The organism is Ruegeria sp. HKCCA6837, from assembly GCF_013034475.1.
In the GTDB taxonomy this organism is placed as follows: domain Bacteria; phylum Pseudomonadota; class Alphaproteobacteria; order Rhodobacterales; family Rhodobacteraceae; genus Ruegeria.
In genome coordinates, this window is record NZ_WQGD01000009.1 from 139,295 (window position 1) to 160,788 (window position 21,494).

At 57.9% G+C, this 21,494-nt stretch carries 21 protein-coding genes and 1 pseudogene; 15 read left to right on the forward strand and 7 right to left on the reverse strand.

Annotation, left to right across the window (positions count from 1 at the left end; translation table 11 throughout):
- Positions 1-2: 2 nt before the first annotated feature.
- Positions 3-464, reverse strand: coding sequence for an Lrp/AsnC family transcriptional regulator (locus GOV91_RS14035; protein WP_171091768.1), 462 nt, complete (start codon positions 462-464; stop codon positions 3-5).
- A gap of 102 nt (positions 465-566) precedes the next feature.
- On the opposite strand from GOV91_RS14035, the gene GOV91_RS14040 reads away from it, so the two are divergent.
- From GOV91_RS14040 to GOV91_RS14055, 4 genes are all read left to right on the forward strand, one after another.
- Positions 567-1,982: an aminotransferase class V-fold PLP-dependent enzyme gene (locus GOV91_RS14040; RefSeq protein ID WP_171235971.1), complete on the forward strand. Its 1,416-nt coding sequence runs from the start codon at positions 567-569 to the stop codon at positions 1,980-1,982.
- 65 nt (positions 1,983-2,047) lie between these two features.
- A complete protein-coding gene (hisC, locus tag GOV91_RS14045) occupies positions 2,048-3,133 on the forward strand; it encodes a histidinol-phosphate transaminase (RefSeq protein WP_171235972.1) in 1,086 nt (361 codons plus the stop codon).
- On the forward strand, positions 3,130-4,050 hold the full coding sequence (locus GOV91_RS14050) for a prephenate/arogenate dehydrogenase family protein (protein WP_171235973.1): 921 nt from the start codon (positions 3,130-3,132) through the stop codon (positions 4,048-4,050). The genes hisC and GOV91_RS14050 overlap by 4 nt, the downstream gene beginning before the upstream one ends.
- A complete protein-coding gene (locus GOV91_RS14055) occupies positions 4,047-4,850 on the forward strand; it encodes an extensin family protein (protein ID WP_171235974.1) in 804 nt (267 codons plus the stop codon). Before GOV91_RS14050 ends, GOV91_RS14055 begins: the two co-directional genes overlap by 4 nt.
- On the opposite strand, the gene GOV91_RS14060 is transcribed toward GOV91_RS14055, so the two are convergent.
- A complete protein-coding gene (locus GOV91_RS14060; protein ID WP_171235975.1) occupies positions 4,847-5,848 on the reverse strand; it encodes a DUF2125 domain-containing protein in 1,002 nt (333 codons plus the stop codon). The two genes, GOV91_RS14055 and GOV91_RS14060, sit on opposite strands and share 4 nt — an antisense overlap.
- A gap of 67 nt (positions 5,849-5,915) precedes the next feature.
- Between GOV91_RS14060 and GOV91_RS14065 the strand changes: the two genes are divergently transcribed.
- The 4 genes from GOV91_RS14065 (at position 5,916) to GOV91_RS14080 (ending at position 10,209) form a co-directional block, all read left to right on the forward strand.
- Positions 5,916-6,446, forward strand: coding sequence for a gamma-glutamylcyclotransferase (locus GOV91_RS14065; RefSeq protein ID WP_171235976.1), 531 nt, complete (start codon positions 5,916-5,918; stop codon positions 6,444-6,446).
- Between the two features lie 69 nt (positions 6,447-6,515).
- The gene (locus tag GOV91_RS14070; protein WP_171181335.1) at positions 6,516-7,694 is read left to right on the forward strand and encodes a biopolymer transporter ExbB; all 1,179 of its coding nucleotides are present in this window, start codon (positions 6,516-6,518) and stop codon (positions 7,692-7,694) included.
- 3 nt (positions 7,695-7,697) lie between these two features.
- Positions 7,698-9,440 carry a peptidoglycan -binding protein gene (locus GOV91_RS14075; RefSeq protein ID WP_171181337.1) on the forward strand — a complete coding sequence of 581 codons (1,743 nt, stop codon included), beginning with the start codon at positions 7,698-7,700 and terminating at the stop codon, positions 9,438-9,440.
- 112 nt (positions 9,441-9,552) lie between these two features.
- The gene (locus tag GOV91_RS14080; RefSeq protein ID WP_171235977.1) at positions 9,553-10,209 is read left to right on the forward strand and encodes a hypothetical protein; all 657 of its coding nucleotides are present in this window, start codon (positions 9,553-9,555) and stop codon (positions 10,207-10,209) included.
- Positions 10,210-10,260: 51 nt separating this feature from the next.
- On the opposite strand, the pseudogene GOV91_RS22735 reads toward GOV91_RS14080, so the two are convergent.
- The 4 genes and pseudogenes from GOV91_RS22735 to gloB form a co-directional block, all read right to left on the reverse strand.
- Positions 10,261-10,854 (reverse strand): annotated as a pseudogene (locus GOV91_RS22735) (YHYH protein).
- Complete coding sequence (locus GOV91_RS14095) at positions 10,851-11,147, reverse strand: hypothetical protein (protein WP_171181344.1); 297 nt, start codon at positions 11,145-11,147, stop codon at positions 10,851-10,853. The pseudogene GOV91_RS22735 and the gene GOV91_RS14095 overlap by 4 nt, the downstream one beginning before the upstream one ends.
- Positions 11,148-11,280: 133 nt before the next feature.
- Positions 11,281-13,605 (reverse strand): ATP-dependent Clp protease ATP-binding subunit ClpA, encoded by a 2,325-nt coding sequence (gene clpA, locus GOV91_RS14100; RefSeq protein WP_171181346.1) that lies wholly within the window; start codon positions 13,603-13,605, stop codon positions 11,281-11,283.
- Positions 13,606-13,779: 174 nt separating this feature from the next.
- On the reverse strand, positions 13,780-14,565 hold the full coding sequence (gloB, locus tag GOV91_RS14105) for a hydroxyacylglutathione hydrolase (RefSeq protein WP_254440680.1): 786 nt from the start codon (positions 14,563-14,565) through the stop codon (positions 13,780-13,782).
- 43 nt (positions 14,566-14,608) lie between these two features.
- Between gloB and GOV91_RS14110 the strand changes: the two genes are divergently transcribed.
- The 7 genes from GOV91_RS14110 (at position 14,609) to GOV91_RS14140 (ending at position 20,967) form a co-directional block, all read left to right on the forward strand.
- Positions 14,609-15,343, forward strand: a complete 735-nt coding sequence (locus tag GOV91_RS14110; protein WP_171235981.1) for a class I SAM-dependent methyltransferase — start codon at positions 14,609-14,611, stop codon at positions 15,341-15,343.
- A gap of 303 nt (positions 15,344-15,646) precedes the next feature.
- Positions 15,647-16,207: a F0F1 ATP synthase subunit delta gene (locus GOV91_RS14115; protein WP_171235982.1), complete on the forward strand. Its 561-nt coding sequence runs from the start codon at positions 15,647-15,649 to the stop codon at positions 16,205-16,207.
- Entirely contained in the window at positions 16,208-17,746 is a 1,539-nt protein-coding gene (gene atpA / locus GOV91_RS14120) for a F0F1 ATP synthase subunit alpha (RefSeq protein ID WP_171235983.1), read from the forward strand. It begins immediately after the preceding gene.
- 12 nt (positions 17,747-17,758) lie between these two features.
- Positions 17,759-18,637: a F0F1 ATP synthase subunit gamma gene (locus GOV91_RS14125; protein WP_171181354.1), complete on the forward strand. Its 879-nt coding sequence runs from the start codon at positions 17,759-17,761 to the stop codon at positions 18,635-18,637.
- A gap of 18 nt (positions 18,638-18,655) precedes the next feature.
- Entirely contained in the window at positions 18,656-20,080 is a 1,425-nt protein-coding gene (gene atpD / locus GOV91_RS14130) for a F0F1 ATP synthase subunit beta (RefSeq protein ID WP_171181356.1), read from the forward strand.
- Positions 20,081-20,092: 12 nt separating this feature from the next.
- Entirely contained in the window at positions 20,093-20,503 is a 411-nt protein-coding gene (locus tag GOV91_RS14135) for a F0F1 ATP synthase subunit epsilon (RefSeq protein ID WP_171181359.1), read from the forward strand.
- 113 nt (positions 20,504-20,616) lie between these two features.
- Positions 20,617-20,967, forward strand: coding sequence for an H-type lectin domain-containing protein (locus GOV91_RS14140; protein WP_171235984.1), 351 nt, complete (start codon positions 20,617-20,619; stop codon positions 20,965-20,967).
- Positions 20,968-21,006: 39 nt separating this feature from the next.
- Here the strand turns inward: GOV91_RS14140 and rpiB are convergent, their stop codons facing one another.
- Complete coding sequence (gene rpiB, locus GOV91_RS14145) at positions 21,007-21,456, reverse strand: ribose 5-phosphate isomerase B (protein WP_171235985.1); 450 nt, start codon at positions 21,454-21,456, stop codon at positions 21,007-21,009.
- Positions 21,457-21,494 lie beyond the last annotated feature (38 nt).

Consider the following 21,494-nt stretch of genomic DNA (forward strand, 5'->3'; position numbering starts at 1 on the left):
GTCTAAATCGGTAGCGGTCGCCCTTCGGCGATCGCTTCCATCGCGAAATACGAGGTCACACTGTCCAGTTCGACCTTTTCGATCAGGCGTTGGTAGACCTTGTCGTAAGACGCCATATCTTCGGTGACGACTTTCAGTTGGTAATCGTAATCGCCGCCGATGCGATGAAAATCCACGACTTCTGGGATGGTCAGAACATGGCTGCGAAACGCCTGAAGCCATTCGGCCGAATGATGCCGCGTGCGCAGCATGACAAAGACCACTAAGCTCAGCCCTAGTTTCTCGCGCGCGATACGAGCGGTGGATCCAATCAGGACGCCATCTTCGTTGAGGGCCTTCAATCGCCGCCAGCAGGCATTTTGAGAAAGACCAACGCGATCTGCCAATTCCCGTTGGGATAGGGTGGCGTCCTTTTGCAGTTCTTTCAGAATGCGCGTGTCAATTTGATCTAATTTTGAAGTCATACTTGATCATATGACACAAAATATTCGAAATCTACGCAAAGATAGGTGAAGTTTCCCCGGTGCGAATAAATCACATTGGTTGGGCAGTTAGGAGCCCATGCCATGACCCTGTCCAAATTTCGTGCGGATCTTTGTTCGACCACTCACAATTCCAACCTGCGCGACGGACTTATCGGAGAAAATGTTCTGATCCCGGGCCTGCTTGGGGACGTACCGCTTGTCTATGCGGATTACGTCGCTTCGGGCCGTGCATTGCGGCAGGTCGAAGACTATGTCGCGCAGCATGTGTTGCCGTTCTACGCGAACAGCCATACCGAGGCCTCCTACTGCGGTTCCTACATGACACGTCTGCGTCGCGAAGCACGCGATGAGATAGCCCGCCTTGTTGGCGCGAGGGGAGAAGACACGGTGATCTTTACCGGGTCCGGTGCCACGGCGGGGCTCAACCGGTTGGTCAGTTTGATGGGAGTGGAAGAGGCTGACCAGCCGGTTGTTTTGATCGGGCCATACGAGCATCATTCAAACATCTTGCCCTGGCGCGAGAGCAAGGCGCAGGTCATCGAAATCCCTGAAGGCGAAAGTGGGGGTGTGGATTTGCAAGCGCTGGAATCTGCTCTTGAGGCTCATGCAGATGCCGATCTGTTAATCGGGTCATTCTCAGCGGCGTCTAACGTGACCGGCATCATAACCGACCCTGACCCCGTAACGCGCTTGCTCAAGGCACATGGGGCTTTGGCCGTGTGGGACTATGCCGGCGGTGGGCCGTATCTGCCGATGGACATGGGGCCTGAAGATGCACGCAAGGATGCGATCGTGGTGTCGCCGCACAAGTTCCCAGGTGGTCCGGGCGCATCGGGTGTTTTGGTCGTAAACCAAACTGCTGTGCAGCGGGATTGCCCAAGCTGGCCCGGTGGCGGCACCGTCAGTTTTGTATCACCCTGGCGCCACGATTACAGCGCCGATCTGTCAACGCGGGAAGAGGCCGGAACGCCCAACGTGATCGGAGACATACGCGCGGCACTGGCGTTCATCGTGAAGGATGTCGTCGGAACAGAGGAAATTGCCGGGCGCGAAGCGCAATTCAATCAGATGGCGCTTGAAGGATGGAAAGATAACCCGAATCTGACTTTGCTTGGGGTCGATTGTTCGCATCGATTGCCGATTTATTCCTTCCTTGTTCGGGACAATTCCGGTCAACCGGTGCATCAGCAACTGTTCACCCGGATGCTCAGCGACATCTACGGCATTCAGGCACGGGGCGGTTGTGCCTGCGCGGGACCATATGCGCATCGATTGTTGGGGATAGATCGCGCCATGTCCGAGGAGTTGCATGCGGATTTGTCTGCCGGAGAAGAGATGAAAAAACCTGGCTGGGTGCGCTTGAATTTCTCGTATCTGATGGACGAGGAAACGGTTCAGTTCATTATCGACAGCGTCAATGACTTGTCCCGCCGAACCGAAGAGTTCGCGCCCTACTACAACGCCGACCCGGCAACCGCGCGCTTCAAAGCCGCATGATGGAATTGCCGCTTTTCTCAACCCGTTGAGACAGGTATGAGAGGCCCATTCAACGGAGCCTCTCAATGACCAAGATCACCCCTCAACCCGGTATTATGGACATCGCGCTGTATCAGGGCGGCCAGTCGCATGTGGCCGGTGTGGAGCACGTGATCAAGCTGAGCTCGAACGAAAACCCGTTCGGGCCAAGCCCCAAGGCCATTGAGGCGGTGCGCGACAGCGCGGCAACTTTGCATCGTTATCCCAGCACAGACCACGCAAGCCTGCGCGCGGCAATCGGTGCGCGCCACGGGCTGGACCCGGCGCGGATCATCTGCGGTGTCGGCAGTGACGAGGTGCTGCAATTCATCGCTCAGGCTTATGCGGGCCCGGGGGATGAGGTGATTTACACCGAGCACGGATTCTCGATGTACCCAATCATCGCCCGCATGGCGGGCGCGACGCCGGTCATGGTAGCCGAGCGTGACCGCAAGGTGGATGTGGATGCCATTCTGTCTGCAGTGACGGGGCAAACGCGGATCGTGTTTGTCACCAATCCGGGCAACCCGACCTCAACAATGATCTCGGACGACGCGTTGGAACGTCTGGCGCAGGGCCTGCCTGACACCTGCCTGATGGTTCTGGACGGGGCCTATGCCGAGTTTGTGGACGGGTTCGACGGCGGTGCGTCGCTGGTCGATGCCCATGAGAATGTCATCATGACCCGTACCTTTTCAAAAGTGTACGGGCTGGGTGGAATGCGGGTTGGCTGGGGCTATGCGCATCAATCGATCATCGACGTGCTGAACCGGGTACGCCAACCGTTCAACCTTTCACTGACTGCCTTGGCTGCGGCTGAGGCTGCGGTGAACGATGTCGAGTTTCTGTCCTTTTGCCAATCTGAAAACGCGCGTCTGCGTGTGTTTCTGGCGGATGAGTTGGACAAGGTCGATGTGCCCTCGGACCCGTCCTGTACCAACTTCATCCTTGCACGTTTTGCAGACAGGGCCGAGGCAGAAGCCTGCGACGACTACCTCAAATCGCAGGGTTTGATTGTCCGTCGTGTTGCAGGCTACAACCTGCCAAACGCCCTGCGGATTACCGTGGGCGACGAAGAAGCCTGCCGCCGTGTCGTTGCGGCGATTACTGCATTTAAGAAGGGCGCAGCATGAGCCAGATATACGACCGTGTTGCGCTTATCGGGCTGGGCCTGATTGCTTCGTCCATGTTCTGGGCGATCAAACGGGCAGGGCTGGCCGGGGAAGTCACGGGTTATGCCCGGTCCGAGGCCACGCGGGACACCGCGCGCAGGATCGGACTTTGCGACCGCGTGTGCGATACCGTGCAAGAGGCAGTTGAGGGCGCCGATCTGGTTGTCCTCTGTGTCCCGGTCGGGGCGATGGGGGCTGTCGCAGAAGACATTGCACCCGTTTTGAAATCCGGCGCGACGGTGTCGGATGTCGGTTCGGTCAAGCGCCACGTGATCGACGCTGTGCAGCCGCACATCCCCGAAACCGTGCATTTTATCCCGGCACACCCGTTGGCAGGTACCGAACATTCCGGCCCGGAATCTGGTTTTGCAGAACTGTTTGACAACCGCTGGTGCCTGTTGGTCCCGGTCGAGAACTCGGACCCCGAGGCGATTGCCCGCCTACGTGCTTTGTGGGAAGGCATGGGGTCAAACGTCGATGAGATGGATGCAGATCACCATGATCTGGTGTTGGCCGTGACCTCTCATGCGCCGCACCTGATTGCCTATACAATGGTTGGCGTGGCAGACGATCTGCGACGCGTAACCGACAGTGAGGTCATAAAATATTCGGCCGCCGGTTTCCGGGACTTCACCCGCATCGCAGCATCCGACCCGACCATGTGGCGGGATGTTTTCCTGTCCAACAAGGATGCCACGCTGGAAATTCTGGGCCGCTTCACCGAAGAGCTGTTTGCCCTGCAACGCGCCATCCGAACCGGTGACGGAGAACATTTGTTTGACTACTTTACCCGGACGCGTGCTATTCGTCGCGGCATTATCGATGCGGGGCAGGATACGGATGCTCCGGATTTTGGACGCGGGAAGTCAACTACATGAAGCTAACCTGGGTGCATGTTCTGATCGGAGTCCTGGCCTTAACGGCCATGGCATCGCAGGCTGCGCCTCTGGATCGGTCCTTGGTGCCTTTGACGCGTCCGGCGTCGGGTCAGGTCGCGAAAACCGACGGTGCTCAACCAACATTGCGACCTGTATCACGCCCGGTTTCGCCACAGGTTACAGCTGCGGCGGTGCGTCCGTCGGAGGTGCCGCTTAGACCCTTGATGCGCCCCGAATGGCTGGAACAAGAGGTGCTGTTCAAGAAGCGCAAGCTGCGCAAAAGCTCGGTCTGCGGTGATATTGCCATTCAGGGCAGGCCAGTGGGTCGGGTCGGAAGCAAGAATTCAGCTTGCGGCGTCAAAGACGCAGTGCAGATCACATCGGTTTCAGGTGTGGCGCTCAGCCGTCCTTCGACCATGGACTGTGGCACAGCGATCGCACTGAACAAATGGGTGGATAAAACAGTCAAACCCACTTTCAAACGCCGTGGCCCTGTGGTTGAGCTACAAGTGGCTGCCCATTACGCGTGCCGAACCCGCAACAACCGCAAGGGTGCTCGGATTTCCGAGCATGGCAAGGGTCGGGCAATTGACATCTCGGGGTTCACGATGGCCGATGGCGAGGTGGTGACAGTACTGAAAGGCTGGCGCAAGAACCCCTCGCAAAAGCAACTCAAGAAGATCTGGCGCGGCGCGTGCGGCCCGTTTGGCACCGTTCTGGGGCCGAATTCAGACCGCTATCACAAGGATCATTTCCATCTGGACACAGCCCGCTATCGCAGTGGCACTTACTGCCGCTAGCGCAAGATCAGGCGAGGGGCAGGCCCCAAGGGCAATGGTCCAAGTGCTACAAATCCGTCGCGGAAATTCAGCTGCAAGTCCAGTGCATTAGGGTTCCCCCCCAACCCAGCCATAAAGTTGAGCGCGCGCGTAACCGGATCTACGGCCTGATCGGGTAGGGCACCCGCCGCATTTGCCATGGCGATCATGTCCCGCCAGTTTTCTGCCTTGACCGCTATCTCTCCTGTTGGAATTCCTTGCTCATCCACATCCAATGCGCCGGTGGCGAATAACCTGAGCCCACCCCACTTGGCCTCGGCGAGCTTAAGGTCGATCCTGACCGGCTGAGGTCGACCCTGTTCCAGCGCGGACCGGTCCCAGGGTTTGCTGAAGGTCGCGACCATGTCCAGTTCAAGTGTTTCAAAAGCTTGCGGCAGCGAGGTGGCGGACTTCATCAGATCACGCAGCTCATCGCCAGGGGCAAATCCATCCACGCGCACAGCCATGTAATAGGCTTCGGGTGTGGCGGTTTGCTCCATCAGCAGTTCCAGGGTTCCACCCGCGGCCAAAGCCTGCGCGTTCTCGGTAATGGACCATGGGCCTGCGGTCAGTGCCATTTTTTCCAGAACCAACGCTACGCCCGGCCGCAACTGCAATTGCGCTTGCAACGCATCTGCTTCGATCGTTGCGGTCTGATCGAAATATGACAGGCGCTGCGGAGTGTCGGCAAAGCGCAGGATCTGACGTCCGGGCCAGATCGCAGGGCTTTCGAACTCAATCCAGTCCGCGCTCCATGCGGTACCCGTTACCGGATCCGCTAGGGCGGGATTGTTCAGCCGTGTCATGTGATGGGTCGGGTAGCCTGCTGTCTCAACCTCCGAGAACTCCGCTTGCCAGCCCAGCTCCTGCTGTTGGTCGAACCAGCCGGTGATGGCATTGCGCAGCCCAAATCCGGCGATGAACCAATAGATGCTCCACAGAGCGGCTATAAAGATGAACACTCGTAATAGACGGCGCATGAGCTTTGGCCCTTTTTCCTGCCTCGGATTTGATGTTTATAGGCCGAAACAGGCAAGGACCAGTGCAATGACGATGTGGGTATTCGGATATGGATCGCTGCTGTGGAATCCGGGCTTTCCGGTGGCGCGCAGCGAACGCGCAACGTTGCACGGGTTTGCCCGATCCTTCTGCATGAGCTCGATCCACCACCGCGGGACAGAGGAAAAACCGGGTCTGGTGCTGGCGCTGGACGAGCAGGCAAACGCAAATTGCACGGGTTTGGCCCTGGCGGTTGAGGCTGGCCACGAAGAGCGTACCCTGCACGAATTGCGCGAACGCGAACTGATTTCGTCGGCCTATGTCGAGCGGATGCTGGATGTGCATCTGGAAACCGGAGACATCGTCAATGCCGTCACCTATGTGATCGATGCAGACCACGTCCAGTATTGCGGTGGGATGCCATTAGAGGATCAGGCCCAGATCATCGCCAACGCGATTGGTGGGCGCGGTCCCAACGACGAATACCTGTACAATACCGCCGAACATTTGGCCGAGATCGGTCTGCGCGACTCCGATCTTGAGTGGTTGGCGCAACGGGTGCGCAGCATCACCGCATAAACTCTTGGCGTAACCCGCGGAATTTCGCTAGATTCATCGCAGAGCAGGCAAAGACCGGGAACCACGCGCATGGCGCAGGCACATCAGGGCGCGAGACCCCATTTCTCGCATCCAACACGACAAATCCTGTTGATGTTGATGGCAATCGGCCTGTCCGGGCTGGGTGTGTTTCTGGCGCTGCCCTACGTGCTGCCGGTATTCTTCGCCAATCCGTATCTGAATGGCTTTATCCTGCTGGTATTCCTGATCGGCGTTTTTGCGTGTTTCTATCAGGTGACACAGCTGATTGGGTCTGTGCGCTGGATCGAAGCCTTTGTGGGGGGTGTTGTTCGAGAAGACGCCCGTACACCGCAGCTGTTGGCCCCTTTGGCATCACTATTGCGCGAGCGCGGTGCCCGGTCTCAGATCAGTTCTACCTCGACCAGATCCATTCTGGATTCCGTGGCGGAGCGGGTCGAGGAAGAGCGAGAAATTACCCGCTATATCACCAACGTCCTGATCTATTTGGGTCTTTTGGGCACATTCTTTGGTTTGGCGACAACCGTTCCGGCCATCGTTGACACCATCCGAAGCCTGAACCCGCAGGAGGGCGAAGAAGGTCTGGCCGTCTTCAACCGGCTGATGACCGGGCTTGAGGCACAGTTGCAGGGTATGGGTGTTGCGTTTGGTTCGTCCTTGCTGGGCTTGGCCGGGTCTCTGATCGTCGGTCTGCTCGAAGTGTTTGCCGGACACGGGCAGAACAGGTTTTATCGTGAACTCGAAGAATGGCTGTCTTCGATTACGCGCGTTGGCTTTGCAGGCGGTGAGGAAGGCGGAGCCGAGATCGCTGTGCTCGCGCCAGTCTTAGATGCCATGTCCGAACAGATGGACGCCCTGCAGGATTTGTTCTCAGCCCAGGAAAGTGATCGGGCAGAGGTTTCGGCTAAGCTAGGTCAACTGGTCGATGTGATCGGTGAGATGAACAATCGTCAGGCCAATAGCGAAAGTGTCACCTCGGCTTTGGAGCGTGTTGCGCTTGGGCAGGATGCGCTGCTGGATCACATGCGTGAACACGGCGCAGGTGAGGGTATCGACGCGGAAAGCCGAATGCGGCTTCGTTCAATGGACGTTCAGTTGCTGCGTATTCTCGAAGAGATTTCGGCGGGTCGACAGGAAAGCATGAACGAATTCCGTAAGGATATCGAACTTCTGGTCAAGGCACTGACTCTGCCGCGCGGCGCAGTACGCACCACGCCGGAAGGAGAGTAACCCATGGCGCTGTCCCGCCGCACCGGTCAACGGTTCCAGGGCTCGGTCTGGCCTGGATTCGTGGATGCGATGACGGGTCTGTTGATGGTGCTGACTTTTGTCCTGACCATCTTCATGGTGATCCAGTTCGTATTGCGCGAAACCATCTCGGGGCAAGAAGATGAACTGACCTCGTTGGCGGATGAAGTTGCGGCGCTTGCAGGTGCTTTGGGTCTGGAGGAGCGTGAGAACAGCCGCTTGCAGGCGCGACTTGGGGCGTTGAACACAACCTTATCGCAGGCCGAAGACGATCTGGCCCAGGCACAATCTCTGATCGCCTCGCTGACCACCGAGCGTGACCGACAGGCCGCGGCTTTGGATCAGGCGCAGACGAGGATCACAAATTTCGAAGCACAGGTTGCCGCCCTATTGGCCGAACAGGAACAGGCACTGGGCGATATCGCGGCGCTGGAGACGCAGCGTGAGCAATTGCTGACCGAGCAAGAGGCCCTGAACCTCGCTCTGGCCCAAAGCCGTGAAGAAATTGATGCGCAAACCGAAGCCGCCCGGCTGGCGGCCGCCCGCCGTGAGGCGCTGGAAGCACTGGTTGCCGATCTTGAGCAAAGTGGTGAGGAACGTGCCGCGCAAATCACGTCCCTTGAACAGCAACTGAGCGATGAAGAAGCCGCCCGCCTGGCCGAAGCCGCCGCCGCTGAGGCGTTGCGCAATCGCCTGCAAGATGCCGATGCGGAACTAACCGCCATGACGTTGGCATTGGAAGCGCAACGCCAAGAGGCCGAAGACACGTTGACCCTGCTGGCCGCCGCACAAGCCGCGCAGGCCGAACTGGAAAGCCGGTTCGGTGACGTGAATCCTGATGAGTTAAGGGCCCAGCTTGAAGCCGCTTTGCAGGCACAGACGCAAGCACAGGCAGATGCCGATGAACAACGAACGCTGGCTGAACAGCGTCAGGCGTTGCTGGCTTTGGCGGAATCGACGCTTTCGGATGAGAAAGAAATCTCGGCCGAGGCGCAGCGCGAAGCGGTATTGCTGAACCAACAAATCGCCGCCCTGCGCGGGCAGTTGGGGTCGTTACAGGCATTGCTCGACGATTTTGAAGAGCGGAATGAGGCCGCAGAGATTCAGATTCAAACTTTGGGGCAGGATCTGAACGCGGCGCTGGCCCGTGCCGCATCTGAAGAACGCCGCCGCCGCCTGTTGGAAGAAGCCGAACGCCTGCGCCTTGAGGCCGAGGCCGAGGCGTTGGCCGGTCAGAACGAGGAATTGGCGGCGCAAGCGGAAGACCTGCAACGTTATCGCTCGGAGTTCTTTGGCCGCTTGCGGGATGTTCTTGGCGATCAGGAAGGTGTGCGGATCGAAGGTGACCGGTTTGTGTTCTCGTCCGAAGTTCTGTTCCCGACAGGGTCGGCCGTGCTGTCCGCTGAAGGGCGGCAGGAGGTAGCCAAGGTCGCCAACATCCTGCGTAGCGTTGCCGCTGAGATTCCGACCGGTCTAAACTGGGTGATCCGCGTTGACGGTCACACCGACAACGTCCCGCTGGCCGGAAGTGGCCGATACCGCGACAACTGGGAACTCAGCCAGGGCCGTGCGTTGTCGGTTGTGCGTTACATGGTTGATGCGCTGGGCATCCCGCCAAACCGTCTGGCCGCCAACGGTTTTGGTGAGTTCCAGCCTGTCAATCCGGCTGACACGCCCGAAGCCCGTGCGCAGAACCGCCGGATCGAATTAAAACTGACCGAGCGGTGATCTCGTCGGCAACTGTCTTTAATAAACTCTTATGAACGGATTTTAATCGTCTGCCAGATGAAATTCAGCCGATGCAACCTATGTCATAACCATAGGTTGATTGGAGCGGTTTGTGAGAGACAAGGCAACGGATGTACACATTGCAATTGATCACGCTTTGCGAGCGCCCTATCAGCGTGTGACCCTGTGCCAAACCCCACAGGGACGCAGTTTTTGGCTAAAGCGTGTCGAACGTTTCGCACCCCATCTCTGGCTGGTGAAGGGAAAGCCTGAAAACGCGTTTGATCGAGACCGGTCATCTCATCGGTTTTTGTGGAACTTCGGCGCGCCTGTCCCCAGAATTGTGGCTGAGAGCAAAGAGTACATCGCCGTCGAAGACGCCGGGGCCAGCCTGACCAGGCTTTGCGCAGATATGTCCGTCACCATGGCAGAAAAACTCAGGGCGTGCCGGGCCGCTGGCCAAGCGCTTGCGCGGCTTCACGCGATGGGTTTCGCCCATGGACGCCCGGCATTTCGGGATATGTGCTGGGATGGGCGGCAGATGCGATTCATCGATTTTGAGTATTTTGTGCCCACGAAGGCCGGACGATTGCGCAAGGCCCGCGATTTGGGCATTGCGGTCCTGTCCGCCCTGACCCAAGGCCGCACCGCGCCACGTTATGCCTTTTGCATCCTTGCCGCTTACTATGAGGCTTGGGGCAGGAAGCCAAAGTCTTTGCCAGTGCTATTCCCGGTGCCGGTGCGAAGCGGTCAATCCCGCCTTCGCTAGAGACAGAAAACGGAACCTTTTCCGCGCAAGCACCTGACAGGTGCAATGTGCCTAACCTCTACCAAACTTAAAGCTTTGATCCGGTGTGCCCATGAAGCACCGAGGCACAAAGGGGTAATCCTGGGTCAGGAAATAGGCGTAGGTCCCGTTTGGATACTCGGCTGAAACTGTGACGGTTCCGTTGCATTGGTCCAAATGTCCTTGGCCCTCAACATATTCGTAATCTTCGTTGAAAGTGCCGTCATATCGCCCGTTCGGTTCGCGGCCACCCGGTCTGTTTCCGGACTTCAGGCGAAAGGACGATTTCATTTCAGTCACTTTCCCATCGATTGCACCGGTCATCGCATAGATCGGAAAACCATCAGCGGCGTATCCGACCTATGGTGAATGCTCTGAAGCTGACCATTCCAAAAGCTCGATCAGCCCGGTTGGTACGTCGTGATAGTGATACTTTCCGTTCGGCTGCACATGGGCATAATTGGCATCCAGTCCCAGGAAAATGGAGCCACCCAAAGCACTGTAGGACCATCCGGAGTTTGGGTCGCCATGCCAGAACTCGGCCGCCAGCGGGTCAAACGCGATCCCGTTAAGAGATACGCCAAAGTTCCACCCCGTGCGCAGAGGCGTGACCGTGCCCTTGGTCATGGGGGGGCTGTAAGCCTGAGCCTGACCTTCTGCGTTTCGATCTGATGCGGGTTGCCGCTGTTCGGAAACTGTCCGACCAGATGATCGGGAATTCCGTTACCCGTCACTTTGATCTTGCTACCTGTCTCCCTCACCGATGCGCTGTTTTCCCCGGGGTCCACAGTGGCCGGCACTAATCTGAGAGGCTCAGCGCTCGTTTCATCGTGGTAGCGAAACCTGTGCTGAGCCGTCGCAATGGCCGCGATTACCGAAACGGCAAAGGCAGTGGCCCACACAACTGAAGTCTTGCTCATGTATCCACCTCTGATTTTGATCGTAGAGGATTACACGCTGCAAAACCCCGGTTCCGTCGAAGTTGCTTTGAAACACCAGAAAAAACCCGGCGATTTATGTCGCCGGGTTTCGAAATTAAGATCAGTTTTCCGGTCAATCCGCCGTCAACAACGGAGGTTTGTCACCCGGAATGCGTCGCTGATCCGGGCCCAGAATCTCAAGATCCAGTTCGCCCTTTTTGACCGAGACACGAACCACACCACCCTTAGCCAGCTTACCGAACAGCAGTTCTTCGGCCAGAGGCTTCTTGATGTGTTCCTGAATGACGCGGCCAAGCGGACGCGCACCCATCTTATCGTCATAGCCCTTGTCAGCCAGCCATTCAGCGGCTTTGGGCGTCAGATCGATGGTCACGCCGCGATCCAACAGCTGTGCTTCAAGCTGTAGGACGAACTTCTCGACCACTTGCAAGATGACCTCTTTCGGAAGCGGCGCGAAAGAGATCACTGCATCCAGACGGTTACGGAATTCCGGTGTAAACGTACGCTCGATCGCGGCGGTATCTTCGCCCTCGCGACGGTCGCGTCCGAAACCGATGGCCGCTTTGGCCTGTTCCTGTGCGCCCGCGTTCGAGGTCATGATCAGAACCACGTTCCGGAAGTTCACCGTGCGTCCATTGTGATCCGTCAGCTCACCGTGGTCCATAACCTGCAACAGGATGTTGAACACATCAGGGTGGGCTTTCTCGATCTCATCAAGCAGCAGAACACAATGTGGATGCTGGTCGACACCGTCAGTCAGCAGACCGCCCTGATCAAACCCAACATAACCCGGAGGTGCACCGATCAGGCGGCTGACTGCGTGTTTCTCCATGTATTCCGACATGTCGAAGCGCAGCAGTTCTACGCCCAGCGTGTCCGCCAGTTGTTTCGCAACTTCGGTTTTACCCACACCTGTTGGACCCGCGAACAGGTAGTTGCCGATGGGCTTTTCAGGCTCACGCAGACCCGCACGGGCCAGCTTGATTGCACTGGACAGCGCCACAATGGCATCATCCTGACCAAAGACTACACGTTTGAGCGAGGTTTCGAGGTCCTTCAGAACCTCGGCATCGTCCTTGGTGACATTCTTGGGTGGGATGCGGGCGATCTTGGCAACAACTGCCTCAATCTCTTTAACCCCGATGGTTTTGCGGCGTTTGCTTTCGGCTACCAGATGCTGCGCCGCGCCCGCCTCATCTATCACGTCGATGGCTTTGTCGGGCAGCTTGCGATCGTTGATATAACGTGCCGAAAGCTCGACGGCGGTTTTGATCGCGTCGGCGGTATACTTGATCTCGTGATGCTCTTCGAAATAGGGTTTCAGGCCGCGCAAAATCTTGACGCTGTCCTCGACCGAAGGTTCATTCACGTCGATCTTCTGGAACCGGCGGCTCAGTGCGCGGTCTTTTTCGAAATGCTGACGAAACTCCTTGTAAGTGGTCGAACCCATGGTGCGCAGTTTGCCGCCCTGAAGCGCGGGCTTCAGCAGGTTCGAGGCATCCATCGCCCCGCCCGAAGTAGCTCCGGCACCGATCACGGTATGAATCTCGTCAATAAACAGTACGGCGTCGGGATGATCCTCCAACTCGGTGACAACCGCTTTCAAGCGCTCTTCGAAGTCACCGCGATAGCGGGTTCCGGCCAGCAGCGCGCCCATGTCCAGCGAATAGATAGTGGTATTGGCTAGCACATCAGGCGCTTCTCCGGCCACGATTTTGTGGGCCAGACCTTCTGCGATGGCGGTTTTGCCAACGCCCGGATCACCCACCAGCAGCGGGTTGTTCTTGCGGCGGCGGCACAGCACCTGGATGCAGCGTTCCACCTCATCCGAGCGCCCGATGAGCGGATCGACGTCTCCAGCACGCGACTTCGCGTTCAGATCGACGCAGTATTTCCCCAGCGCGCTTTCTTTTTGTTCGGTTTCGCCGGATGTGGTCTGTGCGTCTTCTTCCACCTGATCCGCACCCGAAACTGAGCGGCTTTCGCCAAAAGCGGGATCCTTGGCCACGCCATGGGCGATGAAATTGACCGCGTCGTAACGGGTCATGTCCTGTTCTTGCAGGAAATAGGCGGCATTGCTTTCGCGTTCTGCGAAAATGGCAACCAGTACGTTGGCGCCGGTCACTTCGGTCCGGCCCGAGCTTTGTACATGAATCGCGGCGCGCTGAATTACGCGCTGGAACGCAGCCGTTGGAACAGCTTCTGACCCGTCGATATCCGTGACCAGATTCGAAAGATCCTCGTCAATGAATTCAACCAAGGTGCTGCGCAGCTCGTCCAGATCGACGCTACACGCTTTCATGACGCGCACCGCATCGGGTTCTTCCAGAAGCGCCAGCAGCAGATGCTCTAGCGTTGCAAATTCATGACGCCGTTCATTCGCAGCCGCCAAGGCCGCGTGGATGGCTTGTTCCAGTGTGCTCGAGAATGAAGGCACGCGGGTGCTCCTCTGTCTTGGGTCAGAAGGGGGCGGGCTTGCGGCCGGAACCCCAATCCAACCATGTCCTCATACTATTAGAGTTTGGTTGATCGGCGTCCGGCTTCAAGGGTTTTCTTTCACTTGACAGTCACATTTGTTGTGACCGTGACCGTGAAGAGGGTCAAATAGGCATCAGAACCGGTCTTTTCTACCCCGGATTTCCGCAAAAACGACCTCGGGGCGGGCACCTGCCATGCCTAAATGGGCTTGAATCACCGGGTCAGCAGCCCTCAGAAACGGATTTGTTGCCTTTTCCAGCGCCAGAATCGACGGGACAGTGGCTTCTCCGGCGGCACGCGCCCGTTCAATATCCGCGATGCGCGCCTTCAGGTCAGGGTTGTCCGGATCAACGGTAATGGCAAATTTAGCGTTGGATTGTGTATATTCATGTCCAGAGCAGACCAAAGTGTCATCGGGCAGGGCGGCCAGTTTACTTAAAGATGCCCACATCTGGTCCGGTGTACCCTCGAAAAGACGACCACAGCCCAGCGCCATGAGACTGTCGGCGGTGAATACCGCAGCACTTTGAGGCATGTAGTATGCGACATGCCCCACAGTGTGGCCGGATACATCCAGAACCTGAACTGGTTCCCCTCCGATTTCAAAGCTGTCGCCCTCGACCACCTGTAGATCCAGCGACGGCAAGCGATGGGCATCCGCTGCGGCTCCGACAACCTGTGCAGGGTGTTTTTCCAGAATGCCTGCCAGCCCGTCGACGTGATCCCAGTGGTGATGGGTCAAAAGCACATGTGAAAGCGTCCATCCTTTATCACCCAGCGCCTGCAGAATCGGTGCAGCTTCGGGGGCGTCGATCAGCGCGGTCTGGCCGCTCGTGGCGTCGTGGGCCAGAAAGGCGTAATTGTCGCTCAGGCACGGGATTGTAACGATCTCAAGAGGCATGGCTTTTTGCCCTTTCATTGCTAGACTGCGCCCAGCTAAGCCGATTGACCGGATGTCCGCAATGCATCTTGATGTGCAGGATCTGAGGAACTTTTACTACCGAAGCACGTTGGGGCGTGCGGCGCAGGCGGCCATTCGCGGGCGTTTGATAGAGCTTTGGCCCGAGGCCAAGGGGCAGACAGTGGCCGGATTCGGCTTTGCTGTGCCGTTGTTGCGCCCGTACCTGGCAGACGCGCGCCGCGTCATCGGGCTGATGCCTGGCCCGCAGGGCGTCATGCCCTGGCCTGCGGGAATGCCCAATGTGTCTGTTCTGACCGAAGAAACGTTTTGGCCGATTGAAACCGGTCACGTGGACAAGCTTGTTGTGATGCATGGGCTGGAAACGTCAGAGAGGCCAAACCAGCTGTTGGATGAATGCTGGCGCGTTCTGGGGCCCGGCGGGCGGGCTGTATTCATTGTTCCCAACAGGGGCGGTCTGTGGTCACGGACGGACAAAACACCATTTGGCTTTGGGCGACCCTATTCCGCCACACAGTTGGAAAACCAGCTCAAGGCGCATCACTTTCTGCCCGAAGCGCATTGTTCGGCTCTGTATCGACCGCCCTCGTTTCGCCGTTTCTGGCTGAAATCCGGCAGCCTGATTGAAAAAACCGGGCAACGTATTCCGACGGTCATGGCTGGGGGGGTGCTGATAGTTGAGGTCAGCAAACACATTCGCCCGCCCAGCGGCAGCGTGACTAAAGATGCGGTTAAAAAACCGATCAAGGCGCTGGACGGTTTGTTGAAACCTGCGTGACAATCGCTGGCATTCCGAAGCGATAAAATTGCGCGAAAAAAGTCACAGGAATCGCAAAAACCTGCATATTCGTAACATTTTTCAACTGAGCTTATGGGTTCAAACCGTCGCACTTGAGCTAAGTGCATGAAAATCAACACTTTGTGGATAATTCTGTTACCGCTATAGCGTATTGCTTGGTTGGAACACCTCTGCTACATCCCCGGTGATTTTGATCCCCGGCCTTCTGGACGGGGTTTCTTCACGCCCCCGGGGTAGCTGCCGCAACGCGAATTCGGGGCCCAAAATATCGGAAGGGTGGACGTGTCCGAACCAGCTTCGATTTCCACAGGCATCGCCGAGCGCTATGCCACCGCGATCTTCGAGATCGCAAAAGAGAACAAAGACCTCGCAGGTCTGGAAACCGGCATCAATGATCTGGCAGCAGCACTGGGCGACAGTGCCGAGTTGCGCGACCTGATTGCCTCGCCGCTGGTTTCCCGCGCCGAACAGGAAGGTGCGATCACCGCGATTGCAGATAAGATGGGCCTGAACGCGATTCTGCGCAACACGTTGGGTCTGATGGCGCAGAAGCGTCGTTTGTTCGTCGTACCGCAGCTGGTGCAGGTTCTGCGCGACATGCTGGCAGACGAGCGTGGCGAAGTGACCGCAGATGTTGCCTCGGCCAAAGCGCTGACCAAGACGCAAATGGAAAAACTGTCCAAGACGCTGTCCGAGCGCGTGGGCAAGACCGTGACTATCAATGCGACCGTGGATGAAAGCCTCATCGGCGGTCTAGTCGTTAAAGTGGGCTCGAAGATGATCGACAGTTCGATCCGTTCGAAGCTGAACTCCCTACAGAATGCAATGAAAGAGGTCGGATAAATGGGAATCCAAGCTGCAGAGATTTCTGCAATCCTGAAGGACCAGATCAAGAATTTTGGTCAGGAAGCCGAAGTGGCCGAGATCGGCCGCGTGCTGAGCGTCGGTGACGGGATTGCCCGTGTATACGGCCTGGACAATGTGCAAGCCGGTGAGATGGTCGAATTTCCCGGTGGCATCATGGGTATGGCCCTGAACCTGGAAAGCGACAACGTTGGTGTCGTTATCTTCGGTTCCGACCGTGACATCAAAGAAGGTGACACTGTTAAGCGCACCAACTCGATCGTGGACGTTCCGATTGGTGACGAGCTGCTGGGCCGTGTCGTTGACGGTCTGGGCAACCCGCTGGACGGCAAAGGCCCGATCAATGCTTCCAAGCGTGGTGTTGCCGACGTCAAAGCGCCCGGCATCATTCCGCGTAAATCGGTGCACGAGCCGATGGCAACCGGCCTGAAATCGGTTGACGCGATGATCCCGATTGGCCGTGGCCAGCGGGAACTGATCATTGGTGACCGTCAGACCGGTAAAACCGCTGTGGCTTTGGACACCATCCTGAACCAGAAGGTTTACAACGACGCAGCAGGCGACGACGAGTCGAAGAAACTGTACTGCGTTTACGTCGCGGTTGGTCAAAAGCGTTCGACCGTTGCGCAGCTGGTGAAGAAACTGGAAGAGTCCGGCGCGATTGAATACTCGATCGTTGTGGCCGCGACCGCGTCTGACCCGGCGCCGATGCAGTTCCTTGCACCTTACGCCGCGACCGCGATGGCTGAATACTTCCGCGATAACGGCCGCCATGCGCTGATCATCTATGATGACCTGTCGAAGCAGGCTGTGTCCTATCGTCAGATGTCCCTGCTGCTGCGCCGTCCGCCCGGACGTGAAGCTTACCCGGGTGACGTTTTCTACCTCCACTCGCGCCTGCTGGAACGTTCGGCGAAGCTGAACGAAGATTTCGGCGCAGGTTCGCTGACCGCTCTGCCGGTTATCGAAACTCAGGGTGGTGACGTTTCGGCGTTTATTCCGACCAACGTGATCTCGATCACCGACGGTCAGATCTTCCTGGAAACCGAACTGTTCTATCAGGGTATCCGTCCCGCTGTGAACACCGGTCTGTCGGTTTCGCGTGTGGGCTCGTCGGCCCAGACCAACGCGATGAAATCGGTTGCTGGCCCGGTTAAGCTGGAACTGGCTCAGTACCGTGAAATGGCGGCCTTTGCCCAGTTTGGTTCGGACCTCGACGCCGCAACTCAGCAGCTGCTGAACCGTGGTGCGCGTCTGACCGAGCTGATGAAACAGCCGCAGTACTCGCCGCTGACCAACGCGGAAATCGTCTGCGTCATCTTCGCGGGTACCAACGGTTACCTCGACAAGATCGAAGTCTCGGATGTTGGCCGCTATGAAGCCGGTCTGCTGGCGCACTTGCGTGGCAAACACGCGGACCTGCTGAAGTGGCTCACCGACGAAGATCCGAAGATCAAGGGTGACGCGTCCGACAAGATCAAGGCAGCGATCGACGAATACGCCGCAACCTTCGCTTGATAGGAGGTTCCGATGCCTAGTCTGAAGGACCTTAAAAACAGGATCGAGTCGGTCAAATCGACCCGCAAGATCACCAAGGCCATGCAGATGGTCGCGGCTGCAAAACTGCGCCGCGCCCAGGAATCTGCCGAAGCCTCGCGTCCCTATGCTGAACGGTTCAATGCCGTGATGGCGGGGCTGGCGGCTTCGGTCGGGGGCAGCGACAGCGCCCCCAAGCTGCTCCGTGGTACGGGCAGTGATGATGTCCATCTGCTGGTTGTGATGACAGCTGAACGCGGCCTGTGTGGCGGCTTCAACGCGAACATCGCCAAGCTTGCCCGCGCCAAAGCGGAAGAGCTGCGCGGCAAAGGCAAGACGGTCAAAGTTCTGACCGTCGGCAAAAAAGGCCGCGACGCGCTTAAGCGTGATTTGGGCGATCTGTTCGTCGGACATGTGGACCTGAGCGAGGTCAAGCGTCTGGGGTATTCCAACGCGCAAGACATCGCAAAGGACATCCTGTCTCGTTTCGACGGGGGTGAGTTCGACGTTGCCACGATCTTCTATTCGAAGTTCGTCAACGTTGTGACCCAGATCCCGACGGCACAGCAGGTCATTCCCGCCTCGTTCGAGGACGAAGCGGCAGGTGACGACAGCGGTGCCATCTTCGATTACGAGCCCAGCGAAGAGGCCATTTTGGCCGATCTGCTGCCCAAGGGGGTTGCGACCGCGATCTTCTCGGCTCTGCTCGAAAATGGAGCGTCTGAACAGGGTGCACGGATGTCCGCGATGGACAACGCGACACGTAACGCGGGTGAAATGATCGACAAGCTGACGATCCAGTTCAACCGCTCGCGTCAGGCCGTGATCACCAACGAGCTGATTGAAATTATTTCCGGCGCCGAAGCGCTGTAAGAAAACCGGAGACGAAACATGGCGAATGCAAAAGGCAAAGTCACACAGATCATCGGGGCCGTCGTTGACGTGCAGTTCGATGACGCGCTGCCTGAAATTCTGAACGCGCTGGAAACCACCAACAACGGCAAGCGCCTGGTGTTGGAAGTTGCTCAGCACCTGGGTGAAAACACCGTACGTACCATCGCGATGGACGCGACCGAAGGTCTGGTCCGTGGCGAGGAAGTAACCGACACAGGCGCGCCGATCTCGGTGCCGGTTGGTAACGCCACCCTGGGTCGTATCCTGAACGTAGTTGGCGAGCCGATCGACGAGAAGGGCCCGGTTGAAGCGTCTGAGGCCCGCGCGATCCACCAGCCTGCACCGACCTTCGACGAACAGTCGACTGAATCGGAAGTTCTGGTTACCGGCATCAAGGTTGTTGACCTGCTGGCCCCTTACGCCAAAGGCGGTAAGATCGGCCTGTTCGGCGGTGCCGGCGTTGGTAAAACCGTTCTGATCATGGAACTGATCAACAACATCGCAAAAGTGCACTCGGGCTTCTCGGTGTTCGCGGGTGTTGGTGAACGGACCCGTGAAGGGAACGACCTGTACCACGAGATGATCGAATCGAACGTTATCAAGCCGGACAACCTGTCGGAAAGCCAAGTGGCCCTGGTTTACGGTCAGATGAACGAACCTCCGGGTGCGCGTGCGCGTGTTGCTCTGACCGGTCTGACCCTGGCCGAGCAGTTCCGTGACCAGTCCGGTACCGACGTTCTGTTCTTCGTCGACAACATCTTCCGCTTTACGCAGGCGGGTTCCGAGGTTTCGGCTCTGCTGGGCCGTATTCCTTCGGCGGTGGGCTACCAGCCGACACTGGCCACCGACATGGGCGCCCTGCAGGAACGCATCACCTCGACCAAGTCGGGCTCGATCACCTCGGTGCAGGCGATCTACGTGCCTGCGGACGACCTTACCGACCCTGCGCCGGCAACCTCGTTTGCGCACCTGGACGCGACCACCGTTCTTAACCGTGCGATCTCGGAAAAGGGTATTTACCCTGCGGTTGACCCGCTCGACTCGACCTCGCGTCTGCTAGACCCAGCTATCGTTGGTGAAGAGCACTACAAGGTTGCGACCGACGTTCAGCAGATCCTCCAGCGCTACAAGTCGCTGCAGGACATCATCGCCATCCTCGGCATGGACGAACTGTCGGAAGAGGACAAACTGACCGTGGCCCGTGCCCGTAAGATCGAACGCTTCCTGTCGCAGCCGTTCGACGTGGCCGAAGTCTTCACCGGTTCGCCCGGCGTTCAGGTTCCTCTTGATGTGACCATCGCGTCGTTCAAAGCGGTTGTCGCTGGCGAATACGATCACCTGCCCGAAGCAGCCTTCCTGATGGTTGGCGGTATCGAAGAAGTGATCGCCAAAGCCGAGAAGATGGCAGCAGAAGCCGCCTAAGGAGTATCCCTGATGGCAAACACGATGCAATTCGACCTCGTCAGCCCCGAGCGGAGCCTTGCTTCGCTCGCGGCCACCGCGGTCCAGATTCCCGGCGCGGACGGGGACATGACGGCGATGCCCGACCATGCCCCCACCATCACCACGTTGCGCCCCGGTCTGCTGAAGGTTGAGGCACCTGAAGGGTCCAGCGAATACCTGGTCACCGGCGGGTTTGCCCAGATCAACGGCGACAGCCTTTCGGTTCTGGCCGAAAAGGCCATTCCGGTGGCCGAAGTAACCCGCGCGCATCTGGACGAGCTGATCGAAGACGCTCGCGCCTCGCACGAGGCAGCAAAGGGTGGCGATGATCAGACCATTGTCGACGATGCCGCCAAGCTGCTGGCCGACATGGAAGCGCTTGGGACACATATGAGCCTATAACCGGCTTGTCCGTGAAAAATTTGGACGGCCTCGCTTTGCGGGGCCGTTTTTTTGTCGTGCTTTTGCCGAATTGCCGGGATAACTTTCGGGAATTCAAGAATAATGATGACAGAATGAAAAAGTTCCTTACCCATCCCATTGGCATTGATCAGGGCGAAGATGTGCTGTTTTCGGAATTTGCCGAAGGCGGTGAGATGTGGACAGGGCAGGGCCCCAGGGAACGTCGCACGCCCATTCAGTTCAAAGAACCGTTTCGCAAACCGCCTGTGGTTCAGATCGGTATATCGCTATGGGATGTAGATACGTCTTCGGCGCTGCGGGCCGAGGTGCAGGCTGAAAACATCACCACCGAAGGGTTCGAAGCGGTGTTTCGCACATGGTCCGACACTCGTATCGCTCGCATCCGAGCAAGCTGGACCGCGATAGGAGAGGTCGCGCACCCGGATGACTGGAATATCTCCTGATCCGGGTTCAGAACATCGCGCTTTAAGGAAGCGCAGGTGTCAGTTTCCCTGCGCTTCGATCATGTCCACCCGCGTGGCGTGGCGGCCGCCTTCGAACTCGGCACTCAGAAACGCATCAACGATGTCCAGCGCCTGACCTTCGCCGACAACGCGCGCGCCGATTGACAGCATATTGGCGTTGTTGTGCTGGCGGATCATTCGGGCCGAAAAGGCGTCTGAACAAACGCCACAGCGAATGCCTGGCACTTTGTTTGCGGCCATCATGATGCCCTGACCGGTGCCGCAGAGGATGATGCCCAAACTGCAATCACCGGATGCAACAGCTTCGGCCGCGGCTTTGCCATGCTTGGGGTAGTGGGTGCTTTCCGGTGTATTCGGGCCGATATCGACTACGTCCCAGCCTTGTTGTGCGATGTGTTTCGCCACAGCCTGGCGCAAATCGATCGCCGCGTGGTCACTGGACAGAACAATACGTTTGTTTGCGGACATCGGAGGTCACTTTCCTCTTTCGCGGATCCAAGCTCATG

Bases quoted from the DNA above. Each gene is read 5' to 3' on its own strand.
- gloB (WP_254440680.1), bottom strand. From the start codon at position 14,565: ATGAAAGGGCAAAAAGCCATGCCTCTTGAGATCGTTACAATCCCGTGC.
- GOV91_RS14135 (WP_171181359.1), top strand. From the start codon at position 20,093: ATGGCAAACACGATGCAATTCGACCTCGTCAGCCCCGAGCGGAGCCTT.
- GOV91_RS14070 (WP_171181335.1), top strand. From the start codon at position 6,516: ATGGCGCAGGCACATCAGGGCGCGAGACCCCATTTCTCGCATCCAACA.
- GOV91_RS14050 (WP_171235973.1), top strand. From the start codon at position 3,130: ATGAGCCAGATATACGACCGTGTTGCGCTTATCGGGCTGGGCCTGATT.
- atpD (WP_171181356.1), top strand. From the start codon at position 18,656: ATGGCGAATGCAAAAGGCAAAGTCACACAGATCATCGGGGCCGTCGTT.
- GOV91_RS14075 (WP_171181337.1), top strand. From the start codon at position 7,698: ATGGCGCTGTCCCGCCGCACCGGTCAACGGTTCCAGGGCTCGGTCTGG.
- GOV91_RS14035 (WP_171091768.1), bottom strand. From the start codon at position 464: ATGACTTCAAAATTAGATCAAATTGACACGCGCATTCTGAAAGAACTG.
- GOV91_RS14060 (WP_171235975.1), bottom strand. From the start codon at position 5,848: ATGCGCCGTCTATTACGAGTGTTCATCTTTATAGCCGCTCTGTGGAGC.
- GOV91_RS14110 (WP_171235981.1), top strand. From the start codon at position 14,609: ATGCATCTTGATGTGCAGGATCTGAGGAACTTTTACTACCGAAGCACG.
- GOV91_RS14140 (WP_171235984.1), top strand. From the start codon at position 20,617: ATGAAAAAGTTCCTTACCCATCCCATTGGCATTGATCAGGGCGAAGAT.
- rpiB (WP_171235985.1), bottom strand. From the start codon at position 21,456: ATGTCCGCAAACAAACGTATTGTTCTGTCCAGTGACCACGCGGCGATC.
- atpA (WP_171235983.1), top strand. From the start codon at position 16,208: ATGGGAATCCAAGCTGCAGAGATTTCTGCAATCCTGAAGGACCAGATC.
- GOV91_RS14125 (WP_171181354.1), top strand. From the start codon at position 17,759: ATGCCTAGTCTGAAGGACCTTAAAAACAGGATCGAGTCGGTCAAATCG.
- GOV91_RS14040 (WP_171235971.1), top strand. From the start codon at position 567: ATGACCCTGTCCAAATTTCGTGCGGATCTTTGTTCGACCACTCACAAT.
- GOV91_RS14055 (WP_171235974.1), top strand. From the start codon at position 4,047: ATGAAGCTAACCTGGGTGCATGTTCTGATCGGAGTCCTGGCCTTAACG.
- hisC (WP_171235972.1), top strand. From the start codon at position 2,048: ATGACCAAGATCACCCCTCAACCCGGTATTATGGACATCGCGCTGTAT.
- GOV91_RS14065 (WP_171235976.1), top strand. From the start codon at position 5,916: ATGACGATGTGGGTATTCGGATATGGATCGCTGCTGTGGAATCCGGGC.
- GOV91_RS14095 (WP_171181344.1), bottom strand. From the start codon at position 11,147: ATGAGCAAGACTTCAGTTGTGTGGGCCACTGCCTTTGCCGTTTCGGTA.